Annotated in this window: 26 protein-coding genes and 1 tRNA gene; 8 read left to right on the top strand and 19 right to left on the bottom strand. The window is 65.7% G+C overall.

From position 1 onward, the window contains the following. Positions 1 to 31 precede the first annotated feature (31 nt). Positions 32 to 535 carry a murein L,D-transpeptidase family protein gene (locus tag LY632_RS12190; protein ID WP_370636524.1) on the top strand — a complete coding sequence of 168 codons (504 nt, stop codon included), beginning with the start codon at positions 32 to 34 and terminating at the stop codon, positions 533 to 535. Positions 536 to 591: 56 nt separating this feature from the next. Further along, entirely contained in the window at positions 592 to 1,572 is a 981-nt protein-coding gene (locus tag LY632_RS12185; protein WP_234091400.1) for a winged helix DNA-binding protein, read from the top strand. Position 1,573: 1 nt separating this feature from the next. Here the strand turns inward: LY632_RS12185 and LY632_RS12180 are convergent, their stop codons facing one another. The 7 genes from LY632_RS12180 to LY632_RS12150 all read right to left on the bottom strand — a co-directional run bounded on the left by LY632_RS12180 (position 1,574) and on the right by LY632_RS12150 (position 7,450). Next, positions 1,574 to 2,353, bottom strand: a complete 780-nt coding sequence (locus tag LY632_RS12180; RefSeq protein WP_234091399.1) for a bifunctional precorrin-2 dehydrogenase/sirohydrochlorin ferrochelatase — start codon at positions 2,351 to 2,353, stop codon at positions 1,574 to 1,576. Beyond that, entirely contained in the window at positions 2,341 to 3,603 is a 1,263-nt protein-coding gene (gene lysA, locus LY632_RS12175; protein WP_234091398.1) for a diaminopimelate decarboxylase, read from the bottom strand. Before lysA ends, LY632_RS12180 begins: the two co-directional genes overlap by 13 nt. An 81-nt stretch (positions 3,604 to 3,684) precedes the next feature. Continuing rightward, positions 3,685 to 3,921, bottom strand: a complete 237-nt coding sequence (locus tag LY632_RS12170; protein WP_234091397.1) for a hypothetical protein — start codon at positions 3,919 to 3,921, stop codon at positions 3,685 to 3,687. Next, entirely contained in the window at positions 3,921 to 5,297 is a 1,377-nt protein-coding gene (gene argH / locus LY632_RS12165) for an argininosuccinate lyase (protein ID WP_370636577.1), read from the bottom strand. The genes LY632_RS12170 and argH overlap by 1 nt, the downstream gene beginning before the upstream one ends. Before the next feature lie 99 nt (positions 5,298 to 5,396). Next, positions 5,397 to 6,632, bottom strand: coding sequence for an NAD(P)/FAD-dependent oxidoreductase (locus LY632_RS12160; RefSeq protein ID WP_234091396.1), 1,236 nt, complete (start codon positions 6,630 to 6,632; stop codon positions 5,397 to 5,399). A gap of 58 nt (positions 6,633 to 6,690) precedes the next feature. Next, positions 6,691 to 6,766, bottom strand: a tRNA-Val gene (locus LY632_RS12155). A gap of 63 nt (positions 6,767 to 6,829) precedes the next feature. Then, complete coding sequence (locus tag LY632_RS12150; RefSeq protein ID WP_234091395.1) at positions 6,830 to 7,450, bottom strand: bifunctional 2-polyprenyl-6-hydroxyphenol methylase/3-demethylubiquinol 3-O-methyltransferase UbiG; 621 nt, start codon at positions 7,448 to 7,450, stop codon at positions 6,830 to 6,832. A gap of 77 nt (positions 7,451 to 7,527) precedes the next feature. Here LY632_RS12150 and LY632_RS12145 point away from each other — a divergent pair, with 77 nt between their 5' ends. Further along, positions 7,528 to 8,526 (top strand): asparaginase, encoded by a 999-nt coding sequence (locus LY632_RS12145; RefSeq protein WP_234091394.1) that lies wholly within the window; start codon positions 7,528 to 7,530, stop codon positions 8,524 to 8,526. Here LY632_RS12145 and LY632_RS12140 read toward each other — a convergent pair. The 3 genes from LY632_RS12140 to fmt form a co-directional block, all read right to left on the bottom strand. After that, a complete protein-coding gene (locus LY632_RS12140) occupies positions 8,523 to 9,632 on the bottom strand; it encodes a zinc-binding dehydrogenase (RefSeq protein ID WP_234091393.1) in 1,110 nt (369 codons plus the stop codon). The two genes, LY632_RS12145 and LY632_RS12140, sit on opposite strands and share 4 nt — an antisense overlap. Positions 9,633 to 9,715: 83 nt before the next feature. Continuing rightward, positions 9,716 to 10,465: a tRNA pseudouridine(38-40) synthase TruA gene (gene truA, locus LY632_RS12135; protein ID WP_234091392.1), complete on the bottom strand. Its 750-nt coding sequence runs from the start codon at positions 10,463 to 10,465 to the stop codon at positions 9,716 to 9,718. Positions 10,466 to 10,607: 142 nt separating this feature from the next. After that, entirely contained in the window at positions 10,608 to 11,513 is a 906-nt protein-coding gene (gene fmt / locus LY632_RS12130; RefSeq protein ID WP_234091391.1) for a methionyl-tRNA formyltransferase, read from the bottom strand. Between the two features lie 52 nt (positions 11,514 to 11,565). Here fmt and recR point away from each other — a divergent pair, with 52 nt between their 5' ends. Both recR and def read left to right on the top strand, forming a co-directional pair. Further along, a complete protein-coding gene (gene recR, locus LY632_RS12125) occupies positions 11,566 to 12,162 on the top strand; it encodes a recombination mediator RecR (protein WP_234091390.1) in 597 nt (198 codons plus the stop codon). Positions 12,163 to 12,224: 62 nt separating this feature from the next. After that, on the top strand, positions 12,225 to 12,788 hold the full coding sequence (gene def, locus LY632_RS12120; protein WP_234091389.1) for a peptide deformylase: 564 nt from the start codon (positions 12,225 to 12,227) through the stop codon (positions 12,786 to 12,788). A 64-nt stretch (positions 12,789 to 12,852) separates the two neighbouring features. Here def and LY632_RS12115 read toward each other — a convergent pair whose 3' ends face one another. Continuing rightward, complete coding sequence (locus tag LY632_RS12115; protein WP_234091388.1) at positions 12,853 to 13,251, bottom strand: four-helix bundle copper-binding protein; 399 nt, start codon at positions 13,249 to 13,251, stop codon at positions 12,853 to 12,855. An 83-nt stretch (positions 13,252 to 13,334) separates the two neighbouring features. Between LY632_RS12115 and LY632_RS12110 the strand changes: the two genes are divergently transcribed. From LY632_RS12110 to LY632_RS12100, 3 genes are all read left to right on the top strand, one after another. After that, positions 13,335 to 13,715: a DUF1622 domain-containing protein gene (locus LY632_RS12110; protein ID WP_234091387.1), complete on the top strand. Its 381-nt coding sequence runs from the start codon at positions 13,335 to 13,337 to the stop codon at positions 13,713 to 13,715. A gap of 75 nt (positions 13,716 to 13,790) precedes the next feature. Then, positions 13,791 to 15,140: a DNA recombination protein RmuC gene (locus LY632_RS12105; RefSeq protein WP_234091386.1), complete on the top strand. Its 1,350-nt coding sequence runs from the start codon at positions 13,791 to 13,793 to the stop codon at positions 15,138 to 15,140. Positions 15,141 to 15,243: 103 nt separating this feature from the next. After that, a complete protein-coding gene (locus LY632_RS12100) occupies positions 15,244 to 15,462 on the top strand; it encodes a hypothetical protein (RefSeq protein ID WP_234091385.1) in 219 nt (72 codons plus the stop codon). Between the two features lie 22 nt (positions 15,463 to 15,484). Here LY632_RS12100 and LY632_RS12095 read toward each other — a convergent pair whose 3' ends face one another. From LY632_RS12095 to LY632_RS12060, 8 genes are all read right to left on the bottom strand, one after another. Further along, complete coding sequence (locus tag LY632_RS12095; protein WP_234093235.1) at positions 15,485 to 16,216, bottom strand: Crp/Fnr family transcriptional regulator; 732 nt, start codon at positions 16,214 to 16,216, stop codon at positions 15,485 to 15,487. An 82-nt stretch (positions 16,217 to 16,298) separates the two neighbouring features. Next, entirely contained in the window at positions 16,299 to 17,114 is an 816-nt protein-coding gene (locus LY632_RS12090; RefSeq protein ID WP_234091384.1) for an RNA methyltransferase, read from the bottom strand. Between the two features lie 7 nt (positions 17,115 to 17,121). Then, a complete protein-coding gene (locus LY632_RS12085; RefSeq protein ID WP_234091383.1) occupies positions 17,122 to 17,400 on the bottom strand; it encodes an HPr family phosphocarrier protein in 279 nt (92 codons plus the stop codon). Then, on the bottom strand, positions 17,397 to 17,825 hold the full coding sequence (locus LY632_RS12080; RefSeq protein ID WP_234091382.1) for a PTS sugar transporter subunit IIA: 429 nt from the start codon (positions 17,823 to 17,825) through the stop codon (positions 17,397 to 17,399). Before LY632_RS12080 ends, LY632_RS12085 begins: the two co-directional genes overlap by 4 nt. Positions 17,826 to 17,940: 115 nt before the next feature. Next, on the bottom strand, positions 17,941 to 18,840 hold the full coding sequence (gene rapZ / locus LY632_RS12075; protein WP_234091381.1) for an RNase adapter RapZ: 900 nt from the start codon (positions 18,838 to 18,840) through the stop codon (positions 17,941 to 17,943). Continuing rightward, positions 18,837 to 19,268, bottom strand: coding sequence for an HPr kinase/phosphorylase (locus LY632_RS12070; protein WP_234091380.1), 432 nt, complete (start codon positions 19,266 to 19,268; stop codon positions 18,837 to 18,839). The genes rapZ and LY632_RS12070 overlap by 4 nt, the downstream gene beginning before the upstream one ends. Then, positions 19,268 to 20,887: an ATP-binding protein gene (locus tag LY632_RS12065; RefSeq protein WP_370636520.1), complete on the bottom strand. Its 1,620-nt coding sequence runs from the start codon at positions 20,885 to 20,887 to the stop codon at positions 19,268 to 19,270. Before LY632_RS12065 ends, LY632_RS12070 begins: the two co-directional genes overlap by 1 nt. Next, positions 20,880 to 21,635 carry a response regulator transcription factor gene (locus LY632_RS12060; protein WP_234091379.1) on the bottom strand — a complete coding sequence of 252 codons (756 nt, stop codon included), beginning with the start codon at positions 21,633 to 21,635 and terminating at the stop codon, positions 20,880 to 20,882. The genes LY632_RS12065 and LY632_RS12060 overlap by 8 nt, the downstream gene beginning before the upstream one ends. Positions 21,636 to 21,786: the final 151 nt, after the last annotated feature.

Raw genomic sequence — 21,786 nt, 5'->3', positions numbered from 1 at the left:
CATCCCCTCTGCGTGGCTTAGTCTGTGTGGCGTGATCCGCCATTCATTAGCCCTCGCTGCTGCCTTGCTGCTGGCCGCCTGCGTCCCGGCGCAGCGGCCGCTTGGTGCGAACGAACCGCCGGCCGATTTCCTGCTGGTCGACAAGTCCGACCGGACGCTGGTGCTTTATCGCGACGGGGAGGAAGTGCGGCGCTACACCGGGTTGCAGTTCGGCGCGGAGCGGTTCGGCCACAAGCGGTTCGAAGGTGACGAGCGGACGCCGGAGGGGCGCTACACCATCGACACTCGCAATCCGAACAGTGCCTATTACCTCAGCCTGCGGGTGTCCTATCCCAATGCACAGGACCGCGCTTATGCCGAGCGCATGGGCCGCTCTCCAGGCGGCGATATCTTCCTTCACGGACAGCCCAACGGTTTGCCGGTCGGACGCATGGTGGGCGACTGGACCGACGGCTGCATCGCTTTCTCCAATGCCGAGATGGACGAGCTGTGGCGGCTGGTACCCGACGGGACGGTGATCGAGATCAGACAGTAGTTCTTGACGAATTCGCGTTTTGTTCTATCCCTGTTCTCAATTCAAGGAGAATCGCCATGCATGCTGCCCAGCTTGACTACACTCCTGCCAGCGACGGCGCGGGGATGCCCGTGGCGGTATCCATATTTGCCGATCGCGGGCATGCTCGCGCGCTGATCGCCGAGGATGTTGCCGGGGCAGGATTCCGCGTGCTGCGGGAGGCGGCACTGTCAGAGGTGCTCGAAGGCACGCCCATGGCACTGGGCGAGATTGTGTTGCTTGATTGCCCGCGCGTCGATGGCGCGATCCTGGCGGCGCTTTCGCGCCTCGACACGCGTATCGCATGCAGCGGCGCGCGACTTGTGGTTTCGACCACGATCGAGGCGTTGGAGGATGTGTTCGCCTGCCTCGATCAGTCTTGCCCGCGCATCTTGGTGGAACCAACTAGGGGTGAGCGCGTAGTTGCCCTGGGCGAAGAGTTGACCAAGATTGCCCGCGTGCGCGTTCGTGAACATCCAGACCGGGATCAGGTTTCCCTCCTTCGCCTGGCCGAGCAGGTTTCCGAAATTGCGCGCAAAATCGATGCGCTGGCCCCGTCCAACGATGATGGACGGGGAAGCGCGTTCGGATTCGAAAGCCCTTCGCCCGGTTTCTCCGGACCCGATGGCGGTGATGCCAGCGATCGTCTCACCCGCGCCGCGCGGCCGCCGCTGCCCGACCCTCGCCTTGTCCGCCAGATCATCCGCCAGCGTCAGCTTCGCCAGAAGTTCTTTGACGGAGACCTGTTCGCCGATCCGGCTTGGGATATCCTGCTCGACCTGACAGCGGCCAGGGCCGAGCATGAGCGGGTTTCGGTCACCTCGCTGTGCATCGCCAGCGGGGTTCCGCCGACCACCGCGTTGCGCTGGATCAGCCAGATGGTGGCGTTGGGCCTGCTTGAACGGGTCGAGGACGAACAGGACCGGCGCCGGGCCTTCATCGCCCTGTCCGATCGTGCGGCCGATGCCATGGCACGCTACTTCGCGGAATTGGGCAAGGAAGCCGCGCGGGGAGTGTAGCTCAGGCGCGTTTCAGCACCACGACGAGCCCTTCGAACTGTGCGGGATCCTGTGGCAGGGGCCGGCGCAGGGCGTCTGCTCGCGAACGGTCGAGAATCGCTGCGGCGACGTCAGGATCATGCAGGACAGCATCGGCCATGCCCAACAAGCGCGCCTGTCTCAAGGTCAGTTCTTCCGGATCGTCGCTGCCCAGTATGACGGTGGTCACTTCGCCTCGGACGCCATTGTCGGCATCTGCCAGCCAGGCGTCGACCCGTTCTGCGCCGCCGTGGGCGAAAGGATCGAGCGCACCGCCTTCACCCAGCGCCTGATCCAGGGCCCGACGTCGCTCCGCCCCGTCCCGCCAGCGGGCACGCATCAGGTCGCGGGAAGCCGCCAGCTTAGCGGCCAACGCGCCGAGCGATTGGGGCAGCATCCGCTCAAACCGCAGCCGCAGGTGCTTTGCAAGGCCGGCCGAGGCTCCGCTGGTCGAAAAAGCCACCAGCACCGGCTCGCGGTCGAGGATGCTGGGCAAGGTGAAGTCGCACAGTTCGGGCATGTCGGCGACATTGACCAGCAGACCCTTGCCTTTAAGCCGCAGCGCCGCCGCCTTTGCCTCCCGCTCATCGTCAAGCGCCACAAAGGCCAGCCGCGAATGATGTGCTTCTGCCTCGGAGCAGGGAATGCCGCCTGCTCGCTCGACCAGCCGCCGCTTGGCTTCGGCCATGTCGCCCGCACCCACCACCACCACGCGCGTGCCGCGCACCCGGTGGAACAGCGGGAGAGAACCTATGCCAGCCATTCCGGCACGCGCTCCGCGTCCATGATGGCCCCGGCGTCGATCCGGTCGGCGACGACTGCGAACTTGTCGCCATCCACCAGCACTTCGGCGACAAAACCACGCGAGTTGTAGCTCGAGGCCATGGTCGCGCCATAGGCTCCGGCCGTGCGGAACACCGCCAGTTCGCCCGAAGCCAATGCGTCGCATTCACGGTCAGTGGCAAAGGTATCACCCGTCTCGCAGATGGGCCCGACGATATTGGCGAGCATGCGCTCGCCGGTTGGCGCGACAGCGTCGAAATCGTGCCATGCGCCATAAAGCGCCGGTCGCGCGAGGTCGTTCATGGCCGCATCGACGATCACGAAAGGCGGACCATTGCCGCCGCGCTTTATCCGCACCACGCGGGTCATCAACACGCCCGCGTTGCCCGCAATCACGCGGCCAGGTTCGAAGGTCAGGTGGACGCCCCAATCGCGCGTTACGCGCGCCACCATTGCGCCGTAGTCGGCAGGCGAGGGCAGGACATCGCCGGCCTTGTAGGGCACGCCCAGTCCGCCGCCCAGGTCGACATGGGTGATTTCGTGCCCGGCCGCCCGCAGGTCCGCCACCAGTTGGCCGACCTTGCCGAAAGCGGTTTCCAGCGGTGCGAGGTCCGCCAGCTGACTACCGATGTGGACTGCAACGCCGCGCAGGTTGAGCCCCTCCAGCGAAGCCAATTCGGCAAAGGTCTCTTGCGCCCGCATCAAGGGCACGCCGAACTTGTTCTCCGCCTTGCCGGTCGAGATTTTGGCGTGGGTCCTGGCGTCGACATCGGGATTGACCCGGAGGCAGGCAGGGGCGCGCTGGCCAAGCGCTGCGGCGAGTTCGGCCAGCTCGTAGCCTTCCTCACGCGATTCGATGTTGAACTGGCCGATTCCCTCGGCGAGGCCCAGTTCCAGCTCGGCACGGGTCTTGCCAACGCCGGAGAACACAATCTTGTCGGGGCTCATCCCGGCGGCCAGCGCGCGGCGCAGCTCTCCGCCCGAAACGACGTCAGCCCCGAACCCGGCGCGCTGCAGCACCCTGAGCACGGCGAGATTGGGGTTGGATTTGACGGCAAACGCGACGAGCTTGTTCGGCACTTCGGCCAATGCGTCGGTGAAGACCTGTGCATGCCGCTCCAGCGTCGCGCGCGAATAGACATAGACAGGCGTGCCGACCGCATCCGCAATCGCGGGCAGCGGCACGTCCTCGGCGTGGAGAACGCCGCTACGAAGCTCGAAATGGTCCATGTGGGCCCCTTGCCGTTCAAGGCGTGGCGAGTCGAGACAGCTTAGCTTGGAATGCGGGTAACTCGGCTACCCAGAAGCGCCCTACTCAGGTGGCAGGTCGAAGGGGTCGTCCTCGCGCTCTTCCGACCGGCGGCGCAGTTCGACGCTGCGCTCGGGCGCGGCGAGCGTGTCGGGTTCGAGCAATTGCTCGGTGGTCGGCTGCTGCGTTGCGCCATAAGGGACGGGGGGCATGCTGGCACCCTGCAGCGGCTTGAGATCGGCCTGCTGGCCACAGGCGACGAGCACCAAACAGGTGACGAGGGCAAGCAAGGGTCGCATCAATTCTCCATTCCCAGCGCCCGGCGCGCTGCGGTGACTTGCTCCATTACCCGATCGGGCGCGGTCCCGCCATAGGATGCGCGCGCGGCGACCGAGGCATCGAGCGTCAACACGTCCAGTGCGGCCTTCGTTATGCGTCCGTCGATGGACTGGAGTTCGGCGAGTGAAAGCTCTTCCAGCGAACAGCCCTTGCTGTCTGCCAGCTTCACCGCCGCGCCGGTGATATGGTGCGCCTCGCGAAAGGGAATATCGGCGGCGCGCACCAGCCAGTCGGCGAGATCGGTCGCAGTGGCATGGCCGAGACCTGCCGCCTGCCGCATCCGCTCGGTGCGGAATTCCGCTCCTGCGATCATTCCTTCCATGGCGGCGAGGCACAGTTCGAGCAGGCCGGCCGCTTCGAACACCGGCGGCTTGTCGTCCTGCATGTCCTTGGAATAGGCGAGGGGAAGACCCTTCATCGTCACCATCAGTGCGGTGGCGCTGCCGATGATCCGCCCGGCATGGCCCCGCACCAGCTCGGCTGCATCGGGATTCTTCTTCTGCGGCATGATCGAACTGCCGGTGGAAAGGTTATCGGGCAGCCGGACGAAGCCGAACGGCTGGCTGGCCCACAGGATCAGCTCCTCGGCCAAGCGACTGAGGTGCAGCGCGCACTGGCTCGCCGCCATCAGGTAATCGAGCGCGAAGTCGCGGTCGGACACGGTATCCAAGCTGTTGGCGGTTGGCCGGGCGAAGCCGAGCGCCTTGGCCGTCATCTCGCGATCGAGCGGAAAGCCGGTCCCTGCAAGAGCCGCGGCACCCAGCGGGCATTCGTCGGCCCGCGCCATTGCATCGGAGAATCGCGAGGCATCGCGCCGCAGCATCTCGTAATAGGCTAGCAAGTGGTGCCCCAGCGTCACCGGCTGCGCGGTCTGCAGATGGGTAAATCCGGGCATGACGCTGGCGGCATGCTCGCCCGCCCGCGTCACCAGCGCGCGTTGCAGCGCGTCGATTCCGGCCAATGCGCGCGTCATGGCCTCGCGCACCCACAGCTTGAAGTCGGTCGCGACCTGGTCATTGCGGCTGCGCGCGGTGTGCAGGCGACCTGCGACCGGCCCGACCAGCTCGGTCAGCCGTGCCTCGACCGTCATGTGGATGTCTTCGAGGTCCCAATCCTCGGGCACGCCATCTGCCTCGTACTCGGCGGCGATCCTGGCGAGGCCAGCATCAATCTGTGCCGCGTCCCCTGCAGTGACAATGCCCTGCTGCGCCAGCATGGCGATATGCGCGCGCGATCCGGCGATGTCCTGCCGCCACAGCGCCTTGTCGAACGGGATCGAGGCGTTGATCTCGCGCATGATGGCGCTCGGCCCTTCGGCGAACCTGCCGCCCCACATCTGGTTGGAGCCTGTGCTGTCCCGCTTGTCGTTCACGCTTGCCGAGGTCCTGTTCCTGCCTGCGGGCTGCGATAGGGCGGCGCTGCGCGAGGTGCAAGCTTACCGCTGGGTGGGCGCTAGCAGCGCGGCATAGTCCGCCATGGCCAGTCCCAACCGCCCGAGCGGATCGCCGACCAGCCCGCACACCAGCCGCGCCTGAATGCGCGGGGCAGGGGGAATGCGGCCTGCGGGGGTGAGGATGAGATCGCGCAGCAGCGCGTGCCACACGCGCTCCGACTGGTAGAGCGGCGTCGCGGCCCAGGTCAGCGCCTGATAGAGCTTCACATGGCCTGAACGAAGGTTTGCGGAGTGCTCCAGCCGGCCTTGCAGCGGGCCATCGCTGTCCAGCCCCTTGGCCAGGCCATAGGCGTCGAGCAGGGCCATATTGGCCCCTTGGCCCAGTTGCGGGCTGGCGGAATGCCAGGCATCGCCGATATGAATGAGGCGGGGCTGGACGGGCGCAGGCACCTGCCGGTGGGCGTAGCGGGCGAAGGTGAGCTGAGCGGGATCGGTGATCTGCTCGAGCAGGCAGGCACATTCGGGCCACAATGCCAGCACCTGCTCCTTCCATGCGCCAAGCCCCGCCGCTTGCCACGCCGGATAGTCGTCCGCCTTGAGTGACCAGAAGAACGCCAGCTCGCGATGTTCGCCATCGACTCTGCGGCCGGTCGGTAGCACCCCCGCCATCTCGTGCGCATGGCGATAACGCTGGGTCAGGAGGCCCGGATCGAACGGTGCATCATCGGGCCAGCGCAGCGTTGCCCAGAGCGCACCGAAGGCGAGCCAGTCGCCGCAGGGCGGGGCGAGCGGCGATGATGTGCCGAGCGCGTCGACAACGAGGTCGAACGGCCCTGTGGTCGCTCCGGCGGTAGAGACCAGCGTTCGCCCATTATCGGTCAGATCCGATCGCGCGATGGGGAAACCGGTCTCGATGGCGATCCCCGCCGCTTGCACCGCGCAATAGAGGATCGCGAACAGGCTGCCGCGATGGATGCCGAGGCCGCAGGCACCTCCCACTCCCAGATCGGCATAGCGGGCATCGAGCGCGATATCGCCGTGTTGGCTGAGGCCATGGAGCGCGCGGATCGGGGCGGAATGCGCGATGATTTGCGGCGCGAGGTCCAGCGCATCGAGCACCGCCAGCCCGCTCGGCTGGAGCATCAGGCCCGAGCCGATCGGACGCGGCTCGTCGAAGCGCTCGAACAGGGTGACGTCATGGCCATGGCGGTGGAGCAGCAAGGCGGCCGCGAGACCCGCGGGTCCGCATCCGGCGATGGCGATGGAGAGGTGGGACATCAGGTCGGGCTATGCCTCCTCCCGCGCTTCGCCTGGGAGTTTTCGCGTCAGCGAAAACTGGTGGGCGCTGACGGGCTCGAACCGCCGACCCTCTCGGTGTAAACGAGATGCTCTACCAACTGAGCTAAGCGCCCGGGCCGAATGGCCGGTGCGCGCCACATAGCGCCGCAGCGGTTAATTTCAACACCCGATGCGCATCAGCCCGGCTTGCGCACGGTCATGACCATGCTCTTCCACACATAGGGCAATCGCCCGACGCCGCCGAAGCTGACCGGCTCGAACCCCTGCGCGCCAAGCAATTGCCCCAGCGTTGCGCGGCTCCAGAACTTGATATGGCCGCCGTGCCACAACGCGGTGTGGTGGTGGTCCCATTTGTCCAGCGCGGCGAGCGCGAGGTTCTTGAGATAGCCGTGATAGGGTGTGGTGACGATGAAGTGCCCGCCGGGCTTCAACGCTTCCCAGGCGAACCGGGCCAGCTCGTGCGGGGCATAGAGATGTTCGACCACTTCGGTGCTGACCACGGCGTCGAAGGGAGTTCCTGTCAGCGCCGAGCCGTCGTTGCCGAAATCGGCGACTGCGAAGGGCACTTGCGGATACATCGCCTGCGCGATAGCGATCCCGCCCGCATCGCCATCGATCCCGCTGACGGCAAAGCCCTCGCGCGCCAGCAGTCCGGTGATCGAGCCATTGCCGCATCCGGCATCGAGCACTCTTTTCGCCCCTAGCGCGCGCAACTGACGCAGGATTTCAGGCGCGATGTAGCTGCTCGAACCGGGATCGTGCGCGGTCCAGCCATAGTCTTCGGCGCGTTCGCTCATGACGCTGGACATGCGCGAAAGCGCGCGGCGAGGCAATTGGCTTGTCGCCCCTGCGGATGGTGCGATAGGGGCATCGCATGAACCAGCCCCTTCTCCGGCCCCGCATCCGCATCCTCGCCACGGGGGGGACGATCGCCGGCAGTGGCGGCTCTGCCTTCGGCAGCGGCTATACTCCCGGGCAGAATTCGGTCGGACATATGGTCGCCGAGATCAAGGCGCTGGGGATCGACGCAGCGCTCGACCCGGTCGAAATAGCCAGCATCGGCTCGCAGGATATCGGGTGGACCGAATGGGACCGCCTCCACGCCGAAGTGCTGCAGGCGCAGGCCGATGACAGCATCTGCGGCGTGATCGTCACCCACGGTACCGACACGGCCGAGGAAACCGCCTTCCTGCTCGACCTGACGCTCGATGCCGGAAAGCCCGTGGTGCTGGTCGGCGCGATGCGACCCGCCGATGCGGTGGGCAGCGACGGGATGCGCAATTTCGCCAATGGCGTGCGCGTGGCGAGCGATCCGGCCTCGGCTGGGCGCGGCGTGATGGTGGTAATGGGCGACACGGTCTTCGCCGCCAGCGACGTGCGCAAGGCCGCGACGAGCAATATCGATGCCTTCAGGGGCTTTCCGCGCGGGCCGCTGGCGCGGGTCACGCCGACCAGCCTCGACTGGTTCGGCCCTGCGGCGCGGGCGGGCGAGAAGGCACGCTTTGGCTGGCCGGCGCGGCTGCCGCGCATCGCCATCCTGACCGCCGGGGCGGGGATGGATGCCAAGCCGGTCGAGGCGCTGCTTGGCATCGGCTGCGAAGGGGTGGTGCTGGCAGGCATGGGGCAAGGCAATGCCCCGCGTGTGGTGCTCGACGCGCTTCAGTCGGCGGTAGCAGCAGGCGTGCCCGTGGTGCGCTCAAGCCGGGTCGATGAAGGCATGGTCGACCGCAATGTCGAGGTCGATGACGACGCGCGCGGCCTGGTGGCAGCACGCGCACTCGGCCCGGCCAAGGCGCGGATCCTGCTCGCCCTGCTGGTTGCGCACGGGATCACCGAGCCTGCCGCAGTGCAGGCAGAGTTCGACCGGCGCTAGCCCCAAGGCGTAACGAGATACTTCTCGCCGGTCTTCATCGCCCGATAATCCAGCACCGCATCCTTGGTCAGCATTTCCTCAAGGTTGACCTTGCGCTTGTAGCTGCTGGCAAAGGTGGTGGTGATGTTGCTCAGCACCCGCTGGCGCATCCGCATCATGGTTTCCATCCCCGCCTGCTGCAGGAACGGGGTCAGCAGCCAGCCCGACAAGGTCCAGCCGAAGCCGTAGCTGGGGGTCAGGATGGTCGGCCCCATGTCGAGCCGGCCATAGATGAACATCCGCTTCGGCTGGTTCGAGCCATAGCGCGAATATTCGGTCATCTTGCTGACGGCCACCTGCTCCATCGCCTTGAAGGCAGTGTCGGTCGCCTGCCCGCCGCCGATCGGATCGAAGCCGTAGAAGGCATCGGTCGCGTCGATGGCTTCGCGCAACTGCTTCATGAAATCGGGGTCGGATGAATTGACCACCCACTTCGCGCCGAGGCCCTTGAGCATATCGACATGCTCGGCCTTGCGGACAATGTTGACCAGTTCGATGCCGTCTTCCTGACAGATCTTGATCAGCATCTGGCCGAGGTTGGAGGCGGCGGCGGTGTGGAGGATGGCCTTCTGCCCGTCCATCCGGGCGTTCTCGACGAAGCCCAGCGCAGTCATCGGGTTGACGAAGGCCGACGCGCCATCCTCGCAGCTGACATCGCCCAGCGGCAGGCACATCATCGCATCGGCGATGCAGTACTGGCTGTAGGCATTGCCCGGCACGCAGGCGACACGCTGGCCCATCAGCGCCTTGGCCATGTCGCTGTCACCGGTAGCGACGACAGTGCCGGCGCCTTCGTTGCCGGCGGGCAGCTTGGCCCCGTGGCGCGCCTTGGAACCGGTGTTGAAGGGTTCGGGCATGGTGGCGACATACTTGCCGGGCGAGTAGCTGGCGTTCCCGAGGTCGGCTGCGCCGGTCAGGATCGCAAGGTCGGACGGGTTGATCGGGGCCGCTTCCATCTTGACCAAGACCTGGTTGCCGGTCGGCTCGGGCACGGTCACTTCCTCGATAGCGACGGTGAGGGTGCCGTCCGCTTCGAGCGTGGTGAAGAGTTGTTTGCCGGTGGTCATGTCATGTCTCCCATTGTCGAGTCCCGTTCGGGTTGGCGCCATCGCTACGCCCGCTCGGCAGGCTTGGCTAGGGTGACGTTACGTCAGGTCTCGTCCGGGTAGACCGCCTCGACGAAGTACAGCCCATGCGGCGGGGCATTGAGGCCGAGCGCCTGCCGCTCGCGCGCCGCCAGCGCTTCGGCCACCTGCTCCTCGCGCCAGCGGCCCATGCCAACGAGGGCGAGACAGCCGACCATGCTGCGGACCTGGTGATGCAGGAAGCTGCGGGCAGCGGCGTGGATCAGCACATGCTCGCCTTCCCGCTCGACATCGAGCCGGTCGAGCGTCTTGACCGGGCTTTGTGCCTGGCAATGGGCGGAGCGGAAAGTGGTGAAGTCATGCCGCCCGACCAGCGCCCGCGCGGCGCGGTGCATCGCCTCGTGGTCGAGCTCTTGCGGCACTTGCCATGCCCGGTCACGCTCCAGCGTCAGCGGCGCGCGGCGGTTGGCGATGCGATAGACATAGCTGCGCCCGATGCAGCTGAAGCGGGCATGCCAGTCATCCGGAACGACCTCGCAATGGGTGACAGCGATGGGGTTCGGCCGCAGATGGGCGTTGAGCGCCTCCATCATGCGGAACGGGGTGAGCGAGGTCTCGACATCGAAATGGCTGCGCATGGCGAGGGCGTGGACGCCGGTGTCGGTCCGTCCGGCGCTGTGCAGCGTCACTTCCTCTCCGGTCACCCCGTGCGCGGCTTCCTCGACCGCCTGCTGCACACTCGGCCCATGCGCCTGCCGCTGCAGGCCCTGGAACGGCGTGCCGTCGAATTCGAGGGTGAGGGCGAAGCGGGTCAAGACGACAGTCCGTCATCCCAGCGAAAGCTGGGTTCACACCTAGTTGCCCCATCGTCATCCCAGCGAAAGCTGGGATCTGTTTCGGCAAGGGTTGGACTGGCGGTTAGAGATTCCAGCTTTCGCTGGGATGACGAATGAGTCGTCATAGGACAATCGTCCCCGCCGCCACCGGATTTCCGCGCAGGAACTCCTCGCGCCCCATCGGCGGTTTGCCAGCGCGCTGGAGCCGCTCGGGCCGGATCGCGCCCGTGCCGCAGGCGATGGTAAGCTGGTTGTCGAGCACCTGGCCGGGGGTGTCGTTCCCTTCAACCGCAACCGCCCGCAGCAGTTTCACCCGTTCGCCATTCACTTCGGACCACGCGCCGGGGCTGGGGGCGAGACCGTGGATGAGGCGCACCACCTGCTGGGCTGGCAGCGACCAGTCGATCCGCGCTTCGGCCTTGTCGATCTTGGGGGCGTAGGTCGCGTATTCGTCGTCCTGTGTCACCGCGACATGCTTGTCGAGCTCGCGCAGGGTCTGGACCATCAGCTTGGCGCCCAGCTCGGCCAGTTCCTCGGTCAGTTCGCCGGTAGTTTTGTCCTCGATCGGCGTGCGGATCGTCGCCAGCATCGGGCCGGTGTCGAGCCCCGCCTCCATCTGCATGATGGTGACGCCGGTCACCGGATCACCCGCCATGATGGCCCGGTGGATCGGCGCCGCCCCGCGCCAGCGCGGCAGGATCGAGGCGTGGACGTTGAGGCAGCCATGCATGGGGGCATCGAGCACCGCCTGCGGCAGGATCAGGCCATAGGCTGCCACCACCGCAACGTCGGCCCCGAGCGCGGCGAACGCCGCCTGCTCCTCCGCCGACTTGAGCGACTTGGGTGAGCGGACCTCGATCCCCAGCTCCTCGGCGGCCTTCTGCACGGGCGAGGGCTGGAGCTTCTTGCCACGGCCTGCCGGGCGCGGCGGCTGGGTATAGGCGGCGGCGACCTCGTGCCACGCCGCCACTAGCGCGCGCAGGGTCGGCACGGCGAATTCCGGGGTTCCCATGAAAATGATACGCATAAGGGGCGCGGCAGCCTTTCGTTCGATTGGCGCTGCCCCTATCTCTCCGCCCATGGCATCGCAAGAGATCGAGCAGCTGGCCTCCGCCCTCGCGCGGCTTCCCGGCCTCGGCCCGCGCTCGGCGCGGCGGGCGGTGCTGTGGCTGGTCAAGCGCCGCGACAGCGCGCTGCCCGGCCTGCTCGAAGCGCTGGAGGCGGTGCGCGACCGGCTGGTCGAATGCGCCACCTGCGGCAATGTCGATACGCAGGACCCGTGCGGCATTTGCGCCGACCCGCGCCGCGATGCCAAATCGCTCTGCGTGGTCGAGGACGTGGCGGACCTGTGGGCGCTCGACCGGGCCAGGCTCTACACCGGGCGCTACCACGTGCTCGGCGGCAAGCTCTCCGCCCTCGACGGCGTGCGGCCGGAAGACCTCAACATCGCCAGCCTGCTGGGCCGGGTCGAGGCGGGCGGGATCGACGAGGTCGTCCTCGCCATGAACGCCACGCTGGAGGGCCAGACGACCAGCCACTACCTCGCCGAGCGGCTGGAGGCCTTCCCGGTGCGGATCACCCAGCTGGCGCATGGGCTGCCGGTGGGGGGCGAGCTCGACTATCTCGATGAAGGGACTTTGGCCCAGGCCTTGCGGGCGCGGCGGCCGGTCGGCTGATCGTTCACTCTGATCGCAACCCATCGCTTGCAGCGGGCGCAGGCAGCGCCTAAATCATCTCCATGGCTATTCGCGAAATCCTGGAAGTGCCGGATCCCCGGCTCAAAGTTGTGTCCGAACCCGTGACGGAGTTCGATGACGAGCTGCGCACGCTGGTCGAGGACATGTTCGAAACGATGTATGACGCCCCCGGTATCGGCCTGGCGGCGATCCAGGTCGGCGTGCCCAAGCGGGTGCTGGTGATCGATCTCCAGCCCGATGATCCCGATGCCGAGCCGGAAGAGTGCCACCATGACGGGCACAAGCATTACCACCAGCCGACCAAGCGCGAGCCGCGGGTGTTCGTGAACCCCGAGATCCTCGATCCGGCGGAGGAACTGGCGACCTATCAGGAAGGCTGCCTCTCGGTCCCCGAGATCTATGCCGATGTCGATCGCCCGGCGACCTGCACGGTCCGTTACCAGGACCTCGACGGCAAGGTGCATACCGAGGCGATGGAAGGCCTGATGGCGACCTGCATCCAGCACGAGATGGACCACCTCGAGGGCATATTGTTCATCGATCACCTGAGCCGGTTGAAGCGCAGCATGGCGCTCAAGAAGCTGCAGAAACTGCGCGCCGCCTGAAACATTCCGGCACATGAAAAGCCCCGCGCCAGCGGGGCTTTTCTTTCCACATCTGCATCGCGGCTCAGGCGTGCTGCGCCATCTCGTTGAGCGCCTTCAGGCAATCGTCCGCGCATTCGCGGCACATGCGGGCGCAGCGACGGCAATGGTCGTTGTCGTGCTTTTCGCACTCGTCCGCACAGACTTCGCAAGCGGTAACGCAGGTCCGCAGCATGCTCTCGATCACGCCCACATTGCCGCCGGTCCGGCGCGAAGCGACGCGATAGGTTGCAGCGCAAATGTCGGCGCAATCCATGCACAGGCGGATGCATTGCCGCATGTCCATTTCCTCCGCGCTGCAGGCATCTGCACAACTGTTGCAGATCGCGGCGCAGTACATCGCATGCTTGACCGCCTCACCGAGGTGATCGTTCCAATCGGCCCCCACCTGCGGGTGTTCCTTGATCATTTCCTTGATCGACATGTCTGTCTCCTTTCCTTCTTAGGAGCGCGCAATCCGGCGCAAGGTTCCGGGGAACGCAGCGCGCTGGCCTCCGTTGAACGGTCATGTTCGAAGACGACTTCCTTCGCGCTCTGTCCGGAACCGTCTCCCAGCTGTTCGAGATCACCGGTATCGCGGTGATCGTGATCGGCACGCTGATAGCCATCGGCATGTTCGCCCTGAGTGTTCCTCAGCGCGAGGCCAGAGAGGGGCATGGGCCGGATCCGGTAACCGGATTCCGCCGCAACCTCGGGCGCTCGATCCTGGTCGGGCTGGAACTGCTGGTTGCAGCCGACATCATCCGCACTGTCGCCGTCGATCCCAGCATGCAAAGCGTACTGGTACTGGGGCTGATCGTGCTGATCCGGACGTTCCTCAGCTTCAGTCTCGAAGTCGAGATCAACGGTCGCTGGCCATGGCAGAAGAAGGAACCCGCAGGCAAATGAACTTCGCACCGGGTAACCGTTGAAACTGCGCACACCGCGCTTGGCGAGGACGGCCGTTCCAGCTATGTTCCCACCATGGAAATCTATCTCGTGATCGGCATTATCGGTCTCGCCCTCGGTGCGCTCTTGGGCTGGCTTTGGGCTTCGCGCGAAGCGGCGGCGGGGCGGCACACGGCCGAATCCCTGCGGCTGCAACTGGATGGCGTGACAGCCGAGCGGGATGAAGCCCGGCTGGCGGTCAAGGCCGCCGAGGAGCGGGCCCAGGTGCTCGCGGTCGAGAAGGCAGGGCTGGAGCGGGACGCGGCCAATTTCGAGAAGCAGCAGCGGCTGCTGGTCGAAGCGCGCGAGGAAATGCTGAAAGAGTTCCAGAACACCGGCAATGCCGTCCTCGGCAAGGCGCAGGAAGCTTTCCTCGCCCGCGCGGCCGAACGTTTCGGCCATGCCGAAAAAGCCAGCGAGGAGAAGCTGCGCGCGTTGCTCGCCCCTGTCGGCGACCGGCTCAAGAGCTACGAGGAGCAGGTCAAGGCGCTGGAGGAAAAGCGCGTCGATGCCTTCGGCCAGCTGGCGGGCGTGATCGAGGAAATGCGCAAGGGTCAGGACGAGGTGAAGCGCGAGGCGCAGCGGCTTGGCAATTCGCTGACCAACGCCCCCAAGGCGCGCGGGCGCTGGGGCGAGCGTGCGCTGCAGAACTTGCTCGAACAATGCGGTCTCGCCGAGCACACCGACTTCATGATGGAACATTCGATCGACACCGAGGACGGGCGGCTGCGCCCCGATGCGATCGTGCGCATACCCGGCGGCAAGATGCTGGTGATCGATTCCAAGGTCTCGCTCAACGCCTACCAAGAGGCTTTCGAGGCGATTGACGAGGACACGCGCGCGCGGGCGATGGGCGAGCATGTCCGCTCCATGCGCAATCACGTCCAGACGCTTGGGGCCAAAAGCTACCAGAGCCAGTTCGAAGAAGCGCCAGACTATGTCGTGATGTTCGTGCCGGGCGAACATTTCGTTGCCGCGGCGCTCGAACACGATCCCGACCTGTGGAATTTTGCCTTCGACAAGCGGGTGTTGCTGGCGACTCCTACGAATCTGGTGGCGATTGCGCGGACCGTGGCGCAGGTCTGGCGGCAGGATGGCCTCGCGCGCGAGGCGCAGGAGATCGGCCGCATGGGGGCGGAGCTTTACGGTCGGCTCAAGACCGCGGCGGATCACTTGAAGCGGGTCGGGGGCGGGCTCGAGACGGCAGTCAACAATTACAACAAGTTCGTCGGCTCGTTCGAACGCAACGTGCTTTCTTCCGGCAAGCGGCTGGCGGAAAAAGGTATCGAGATCGCCAGCGAGATCGAAGATGTGCCGCTGGTCGAAAGCGCGCCCCGCTATACTGCTTCCGACCTGCTCGACGACGACAAGGAAGCTGCCGAATAGGCTGGCAGCGGCGAGATCGTAGTCGTCTCATCGCCGCTCGCCATCATATGATAAGGCGACTTCTGCTGCTTGCCCTATAGCCGCCCGCGACTGGAGGGCCGCCATGCGCCAATACACCCTGACTTACGACGTTGCCGGCTCCGCCGAAGACAAGACCATGAACTTTTCGGCGCTTTCGCTCGATTGCGCGCTGGAAGTGGCAAAGAAATCTGCCAGCGGCGAATGGGCTGAATTGCAGGAAGACGGCGTACCGGTGTGCCGGATGCAGTTGCTCGACAGCAGCGGCGTCTGGCGGGTCAGCGGGATCAAGCCGGCCGCGTGACCTGCGCACGACTGCAACGCGATCAGTCGTTCTCGCTGAACCACGACAGGTCGAGGTGCTCGTAGCGATCGGTGAATTGACCGATCTCGATCAGCGCCGGCTTGTCGACGATGGAAATCCATCCATCGCTCCGGGCAATGACGCCGGCCTTGTCAAGTTCCCTGAACAGCCGGTTGACCTGCACCTGGGTCAGTCCGATCGCATCGCCGATCTCGGCCTGGGTCAGCCCGAGCCGGAAGCAGTCGCCGGCCGGTTCGTGCAACAGACTCTGGCGGGCGGCGATCTCGAGAATCAGTGCAGCCAGCCGCGACACGCCGCGGGTACGGCCGATCGATACCAACCGGTCATGCAGGATGGCGTTTTCCATTGCCGCGAAGGTGTAGAAGATGGCGGCGATGCGTGGCAGCGAGCTGAACGCTTCGGCCAGATGCCCGCGGGGAAAGAGGTAGAGCGCCGCATCCGAGCAGACGGTGATGCTGTGCGTCGCCTTGTCGAACGGGATATTGGCCGTGCCGATAATGTCGCCGGGAAAATACAGCCGGGTAATCGCCCGCTCGCCGCCCGGCAGGTCGATCGAGGCGAACAGCCGCCCTTCATCGACGATGAACAGCTGATCGGGTTCGTCCAGCTCGCCCACTATCAGCGCGGTGCCCGGCGAATAGCTGCGCCTGGTCGTGGCGAGACCGATCAGCGCCCGCTCCTCGTCGGCACGGAGCGGCGCGATCCTGCCGTATTTTGCCAGCAAATCCCGCATCACGCCCCGTTCCGTACCCGGCCCCCAATACTGCCCGAATTACTCCAGAACCGGTCGATCGCCAAGCGGCAAAGCGCCGCGATCATCCAAGTGAAGCCAGCACCTCATATGCGAGTACCGCGCCCGCGACCGCCGCATTGAGACTGTCTGCACGCCCCATCATCGGCATGGTCACCCGCAGGTCGCAAGCCAGCTCGTAATCCTCGGGCAATCCTTGTGACTCATTGCCGACCAGGATGAAGCAGGGGCCGACATAGGGGGCGCTGCGATAAGGCACCGCGTCGCGCAGGCTCGCGGCGACCAGCTGGCCCCCATGCTCTGAACCAGGCCCGGACCGCAGCCACGGCAGAAAAACCTCCCACCGCGCCATCGCCAACTGCTGGGTGAACACCGCGCCCATGCTGGCGCGCACGGCCTCGACGCTGAAGGGATCGGCGCAGTCGTCGATCAGGATCAGCCCGCCCGCGCCCACTGCGTCGCCGGTGCGCAGCATGGTGCCGAGATTGCCGGGATCGCGGAGCGCCTGTGCCACCAGCCAGATCTTCGCGGAATTGCGGTCCAGCGCCTTCAGCGAGGTATCCCACTCGCCAAACACCCCGGCGACTGTCTGCGGGTTGGATTTGCCAGTGATCTTGGCAAGGATATCGTCTGAAGTCTCGATAACTTCGCCGCCTTCCGCCTCGACGGCCGCCTCCAGCGCATCGAGCAGCGGATGCGGGTCGCGATCTTCCGCCATCACAAGAATTTCGGGCACTCGCCCGCATTCGCGCGCATCGGTCAGCAGGCGCAGCCCTTCGGCCAGGAACTTGCCCGCCGCCTTGCGGTGTTTCTTCTCCCGCAACGAGCGGAGATATTTGACCGTGGGGTTGGAGAATCCGGTGATCTGCCGACGCGGCATCGGTTGGCTACTCTTCGCCGAAACCGTCTTCGACCATGGCGCAGAGCTGCTCCAGCACCTCGTTCTCACCTTCGCCGGCGACGACGATCTCGATACAGTCGCCCCTGGCCGCACCCAGCATCATCAGACCGAGGATCGAACCGCCGGCCGCCTCGTTGCCGTCCTTGGCCACAGTCACCGCCACGCCTTCCGGCAGCGTCGCCACCGCGCCGACGAACTTGGCACTGGCGCGCGCGTGCAGGCCGCGTTGGTTGACGATAGTGACCGTCCGCCGCGCCGCGCTCATGAGGCCTTTTTCTTCGGCGGCGCCTCGGCGTGGCCGAGGAATTCGGAGGCGACGGTGATATAGTTGCGTCCAGCTTCCTGCCCGGCATTGACGGCGGAAACGACGTCCATCGTCTTGCGCGCGCCCGATAGGCGGATCAGCATCGGCAGGTTGATTCCGGCGATCACTTCGATGCGGCCGGCGTCGAGCAACGAGATGGCAAGGTTCGACGGAGTCCCGCCAAACAGGTCGGTCAGGACGATCGCCCCTTCGCCGCTGTCGACCTTGGCAATCTTCTCGGCGATTTCGGCGCGGCGTTGTTCGACATCGTCACTGGGACCGATGCACACGGTCTCGATCGCTTCCTGGTGGCCGACGACGTGTTCCATCGCCTCCACGAACTGGTCGGCCAAGCGGCCATGGGTGACGAGAATGAGTCCGATCATGTATGCTGAATTCGCTCTGACAGGTCTTGCGCCTGGTGTGCTGTCCGGAGTCGGAAAGTCGCCGACTTAATCGTGGTTACCCACCATGGCAACTGCCGGTTAACAGGTCCTGACATCAGGTTTGCGGCCCTTCGAACTGGTCGGCCGCGCGGGAAGTAAGATTGCGGTGGATGACCGTCGGCGCATAGCCGGCATCGCGCAGCACACCGGCCATGGTCTCGGCGGTATAGACCGAGCGGTGGCGCCCGCCGGTGCAGCCGAAGGCGATGTGGACATAGGCCTTGCCCTGCGCCTTGTAGCGGGGCAGCAGCGACAGCACGAGATCGCGGATGCGATGGAACACTTCGTCGAAGTCGCCCCGACCGGTGATGTACTCGCCCACGGCAGGATCGAGCCCGGTCTGTTCGCGCAGGTTCGGTACCCAGTGCGGATTGTCGAGGAAACGCATGTCGAACACCAGGTCGGCCAGCGGCGGCATGCCGCGAGCGAAACCGAAGCTGCTGACAGTGATTGCCTGCATAGCCGGTTCGTCATGCCCGAACCTTTCGCGGATCAGCTGCTGCAGCTCGTTCGAGGCAAGCGCGCTTGTATCGATCACCGCTTCCGACCAGCGTCGCAGCGGTTCCATCAGCTCGCGCTCGGCTCTGATGCCTTCGATGGCCGAGCGGCCTCGCGCCATCGGGTGGTGCCGCCGCGTCTCGTTGAAGCGCCGTTCCAGCTCGGTGCTCCCGCAATCGAGGAACAGCGTGCTGACATTGAGGTCGGGCCGGTCGGCCAGCTGCTTGACCAGGTCGATGATATGCTGCGGCACAAAGCCGCGGGTGCGCGAATCGAAACCGATGGCGAGCGGCGTTGGATTGGCCGAGCCGCTGATGTCGTGCAGCAACGGCGGCAGCAGGCGGATCGGGAAATTGTCGATCATTTCCCAGCCCAGGTCTTCCAGCACGCGCAATGCAGTGGTCTTGCCCGCGCCGGAGACTCCGGTGACCAGCAGGATTTCGAGGCGCCCTGTCATATTCCGCTCGGGCTATAGACAAGCCCATGCATCCGCAACGCATATTCGGCGCGGATGGCCGATACCGGGCCTTGCGGGGCGAATCTGAGCATGGGAACGCGCACCCCCAGGATCTGGCACTGCGGGGCCTCTTCGACGAAACGCGGGGCAGAGGGATCAAGCGCCAGCATCAAGGCCACCGGGGCTTCGACCGGCTCCAACTCGGCAATGCCGACGTTGCGGATCTCGATCTTGCCGGTGATGCGCGGCGGCGGGGAGGCCCACAGCCCGCCTTCGCCGCGCAGCTCCAGGGCCACGCCATCATCGCCCACCAACCGCGCACCGCGGTCGATCAGGGCCAGAGCCAGCGAAGTCTTGCCTGCGCCCGGCGGCCCCTCGATCATGATCGCGCGGCCATCCACCGCGACGCAGCTGGCCTGGTAGAGCATCACGGTGCGCCTGTGGTGGCGCTGCGGGCCACGGGAAGGGACAGGACGAGGCAGGCCCCCTGCGCGCCGTCGCTGCGGTCCATCGCCACCAGCGAGCCGCCATGCGCCTCGGCGATGGTCCGCGCGATCGCAAGGCCGAGGCCGCTGTGATCGCCGAAGTCCTCGCCCTCTGGCCGGTCCGAATGGAAGCGGTTGAAGATCTTGCGGCGGTCTTCCGCCGGGATGCCGGGCCCCTCGTCGCTGACCGACAGGCTGTAATGGTCATTGCCTCGCTCGATGGCGAGGCTGATGGTTCCCTGGGGCGGCGAGAACGAGACGGCGTTGTCGAGCAGGTTTTCGACCACCCGTTCGATCCGCACCGGGACCCCCATTACCGGCGTGCGCGAGGTCGGTTGCTCGAAGATAATGGTGCGCTCGCCATCGAGCTTGCGATTGGCGCGGGTGGCGAGGATGTTGGCAACCAGTTCGCCCAGGTCGATCCGTTCGAAGGTTGCCCGCGATATCTCGGCATCGACTCGACTGGCGTCGGAAATCTCGGTCACCAGCCGGTCGATCCGCCGCACATCGTGGGTGGCAATGTCCAGCAATTGCTGCCGCAATTCCGGGTCGTCGACCTTGCTCAGCGATTCCACCGCGCTGCGTAGCGAGGCGAGCGGGTTCTTGATCTCATGCGCGACATCGGCGGCGAAGTGCTCGACCGCGTCGATCCGCTGGCGCAGCGCCTCGGTCATGTCCGATACCGCCCGGGCGAGCACGCCGATCTCGTCGCGTCGCTCCGGCAGGCGCGGAACTTCGACTTCACGTTCGCGGCCAAGCCGCACCCGCTGCGCCGCGCGTGACAGGGTTTGCAGCGGCCGCACGATGGTGCGCGCAAGATAGAGCGACAGCAGGATCGACAACGCCAGCGCAAAGCCCACGCCGACACCCAGCTGCGAGCGCGCCGCGCGCACCGCCTCGGTGATGTCTCTGGCATTGCGGGTGGTCAGCAGGGTCACGCCCTTGAGGCCAACCGGTGCGGCAGCCGTGATGACCGGCGTACGATCGGCCGCCTGCCGCAATTCGATCTGGGTCAGGCCCTGCTGGCGCGCGCGCACGAGTTCCGGCCAGGCCCTGGCTTCGTTGGCTTCGGGCTCGTCGTACTTGGGCACCGGCTGCGCACTGACCAGCGTATCGACCGTCTGGTCGAGAAACCGGGCGAAGCGCGGGCCGAAACTGTCATCGGTCGGATCGTCCAGCGTGAACCCGGGTTCGTCGAGGGCGAAACTGTCGGCCCACAGCCGCCCTTCGGCATCGAACATCCGCAGCCGCATGCCCTGTTCCTTGCCGATCTGGACCAGCAGCGCTTCCTGCCGTTCCTTGCTCGCCCCCGCGAGCGCCTCGGCCGTAATCTGCGCTTCGATCCGGGCGAGTTTGTAGCGTTCGTCGAGCAATTGCGCGCGATAGCTGTCGAGATAGAAAATCCCGCCGCCGAGGCCCGCCAGCGGCAGCATGTTGACCAGCAGGATGCGGGCCGAGAGCGAAAGCCGGTCGAGCAGGCTCATCCGCTCGAACGGGCGCACAATCCGGCGGGCGATCTCGCGACGGTCAGAGGTGGGGGGCGGCGGTGCCGGGTTAGCCATCGGAGAAGCTGTAACCCGCCCCATATAGCGTTTCGATGGCGGAGAACTGGTTGTCGACGCTGCGGAACTTGCGCCGCATGCGCTTTATGTGACTGTCGACTGTGCGATCGTCGACGTAGATTTCGTCCGGATAAGCCGCGTCCATCAGCTGATTGCGGCTCTTGATGACGCCGGGCCGCGCCGCTAGCGCTTCGAGGATAAGGAACTCGGTCACCGTCAGCGACACCTGTTTGCCATCCCACAGCACCCGGTGCCGGGCGGGGTCGATTGTCAGGCGACCGCGGGAGTAGGTAGCGCGGGCTTCCTGCTCCTCGGGCGTCGTTTCCTCCGCAGCTGCCTCGTCAAGCCCGCCGCGGCGCAGGATGGCGCGGATGCGGGCGAGCAGCAGGCGCAGGCTGAAGGGTTTGGAGATGTAATCATCCGCGCCCATCTCCAGCCCGGCTTCCTCATCGGCTTCGTCATCCTTGCTCGTGAGGAAGATGACCGGGAGCGGAGAATGCTCGCGCAAGCGACTCAACAGTTCCATTCCGTCCATGCGCGGCATCTTGATGTCGAACACGGCAAGGTCGGGCGGGTTTTCCAGCAGGGCCTTCAGCGCGGTCTCGCCTTCAGAATAGACCCGCGTGTCGAAGCCTTCTGCCTGCAGCGCTATGGAGACGGTTGTAAGGATGTTGCGATCATCATCGACCAGCGCGATAACGCGCCGTTGCCTGGTGGTTGCTGTCGTCGCTTCAGCCTGTTGCGTCATCCCGCTCACATCAAATCTATGCCAACGCCAAGTTTCCTAGCGCCTCGCGCGCCGTGAAACAACGCATCGTATTGCGGCGAATGGACTTCGATTGGTCGCGCATTGCTAACGGATGGTGTATGAGAGGGCGCACAAGGTTTGACGGAATCGC

This window comes from Erythrobacter sp. SDW2 (assembly GCF_021431965.1).
GTDB lineage: Bacteria > Pseudomonadota > Alphaproteobacteria > Sphingomonadales > Sphingomonadaceae > Parerythrobacter.
The sequence above is the reverse complement of the archived record's forward strand: the minus strand, read 5'-3'. Positions and strand labels throughout refer to the sequence as shown.

What these genes read in the sequence shown, in the direction of transcription:
- LY632_RS12070 (WP_234091380.1), bottom strand. Translation starts at nt 19,268, where the DNA reads ATGCTCTACCAGGCCAGCTGCGTCGCGGTGGATGGCCGCGCGATCATG.
- LY632_RS12180 (WP_234091399.1), bottom strand. Translation starts at nt 2,353, where the DNA reads ATGGCTGGCATAGGTTCTCTCCCGCTGTTCCACCGGGTGCGCGGCACG.
- LY632_RS12145 (WP_234091394.1), top strand. Translation starts at nt 7,528, where the DNA reads ATGAACCAGCCCCTTCTCCGGCCCCGCATCCGCATCCTCGCCACGGGG.
- LY632_RS12110 (WP_234091387.1), top strand. Translation starts at nt 13,335, where the DNA reads ATGTTCGAAGACGACTTCCTTCGCGCTCTGTCCGGAACCGTCTCCCAG.
- LY632_RS12140 (WP_234091393.1), bottom strand. Translation starts at nt 9,632, where the DNA reads ATGACCACCGGCAAACAACTCTTCACCACGCTCGAAGCGGACGGCACC.
- def (WP_234091389.1), top strand. Translation starts at nt 12,225, where the DNA reads ATGGCTATTCGCGAAATCCTGGAAGTGCCGGATCCCCGGCTCAAAGTT.
- LY632_RS12185 (WP_234091400.1), top strand. Translation starts at nt 592, where the DNA reads ATGCATGCTGCCCAGCTTGACTACACTCCTGCCAGCGACGGCGCGGGG.
- recR (WP_234091390.1), top strand. Translation starts at nt 11,566, where the DNA reads ATGGCATCGCAAGAGATCGAGCAGCTGGCCTCCGCCCTCGCGCGGCTT.
- LY632_RS12150 (WP_234091395.1), bottom strand. Translation starts at nt 7,450, where the DNA reads ATGAGCGAACGCGCCGAAGACTATGGCTGGACCGCGCACGATCCCGGT.
- LY632_RS12080 (WP_234091382.1), bottom strand. Translation starts at nt 17,825, where the DNA reads ATGATCGGACTCATTCTCGTCACCCATGGCCGCTTGGCCGACCAGTTC.
- LY632_RS12170 (WP_234091397.1), bottom strand. Translation starts at nt 3,921, where the DNA reads ATGCGACCCTTGCTTGCCCTCGTCACCTGTTTGGTGCTCGTCGCCTGT.
- argH (WP_370636577.1), bottom strand. Translation starts at nt 5,297, where the DNA reads ATGTGGGGCGGCAGGTTCGCCGAAGGGCCGAGCGCCATCATGCGCGAG.
- LY632_RS12115 (WP_234091388.1), bottom strand. Translation starts at nt 13,251, where the DNA reads ATGTCGATCAAGGAAATGATCAAGGAACACCCGCAGGTGGGGGCCGAT.
- LY632_RS12095 (WP_234093235.1), bottom strand. Translation starts at nt 16,216, where the DNA reads ATGCGGGATTTGCTGGCAAAATACGGCAGGATCGCGCCGCTCCGTGCC.
- fmt (WP_234091391.1), bottom strand. Translation starts at nt 11,513, where the DNA reads ATGCGTATCATTTTCATGGGAACCCCGGAATTCGCCGTGCCGACCCTG.
- LY632_RS12065 (WP_370636520.1), bottom strand. Translation starts at nt 20,887, where the DNA reads ATGGCTAACCCGGCACCGCCGCCCCCCACCTCTGACCGTCGCGAGATC.
- LY632_RS12090 (WP_234091384.1), bottom strand. Translation starts at nt 17,114, where the DNA reads ATGCCGCGTCGGCAGATCACCGGATTCTCCAACCCCACGGTCAAATAT.
- LY632_RS12100 (WP_234091385.1), top strand. Translation starts at nt 15,244, where the DNA reads ATGCGCCAATACACCCTGACTTACGACGTTGCCGGCTCCGCCGAAGAC.
- LY632_RS12160 (WP_234091396.1), bottom strand. Translation starts at nt 6,632, where the DNA reads ATGTCCCACCTCTCCATCGCCATCGCCGGATGCGGACCCGCGGGTCTC.
- LY632_RS12105 (WP_234091386.1), top strand. Translation starts at nt 13,791, where the DNA reads ATGGAAATCTATCTCGTGATCGGCATTATCGGTCTCGCCCTCGGTGCG.
- lysA (WP_234091398.1), bottom strand. Translation starts at nt 3,603, where the DNA reads ATGGACCATTTCGAGCTTCGTAGCGGCGTTCTCCACGCCGAGGACGTG.
- LY632_RS12085 (WP_234091383.1), bottom strand. Translation starts at nt 17,400, where the DNA reads ATGAGCGCGGCGCGGCGGACGGTCACTATCGTCAACCAACGCGGCCTG.
- LY632_RS12060 (WP_234091379.1), bottom strand. Translation starts at nt 21,635, where the DNA reads ATGACGCAACAGGCTGAAGCGACGACAGCAACCACCAGGCAACGGCGC.
- rapZ (WP_234091381.1), bottom strand. Translation starts at nt 18,840, where the DNA reads ATGACAGGGCGCCTCGAAATCCTGCTGGTCACCGGAGTCTCCGGCGCG.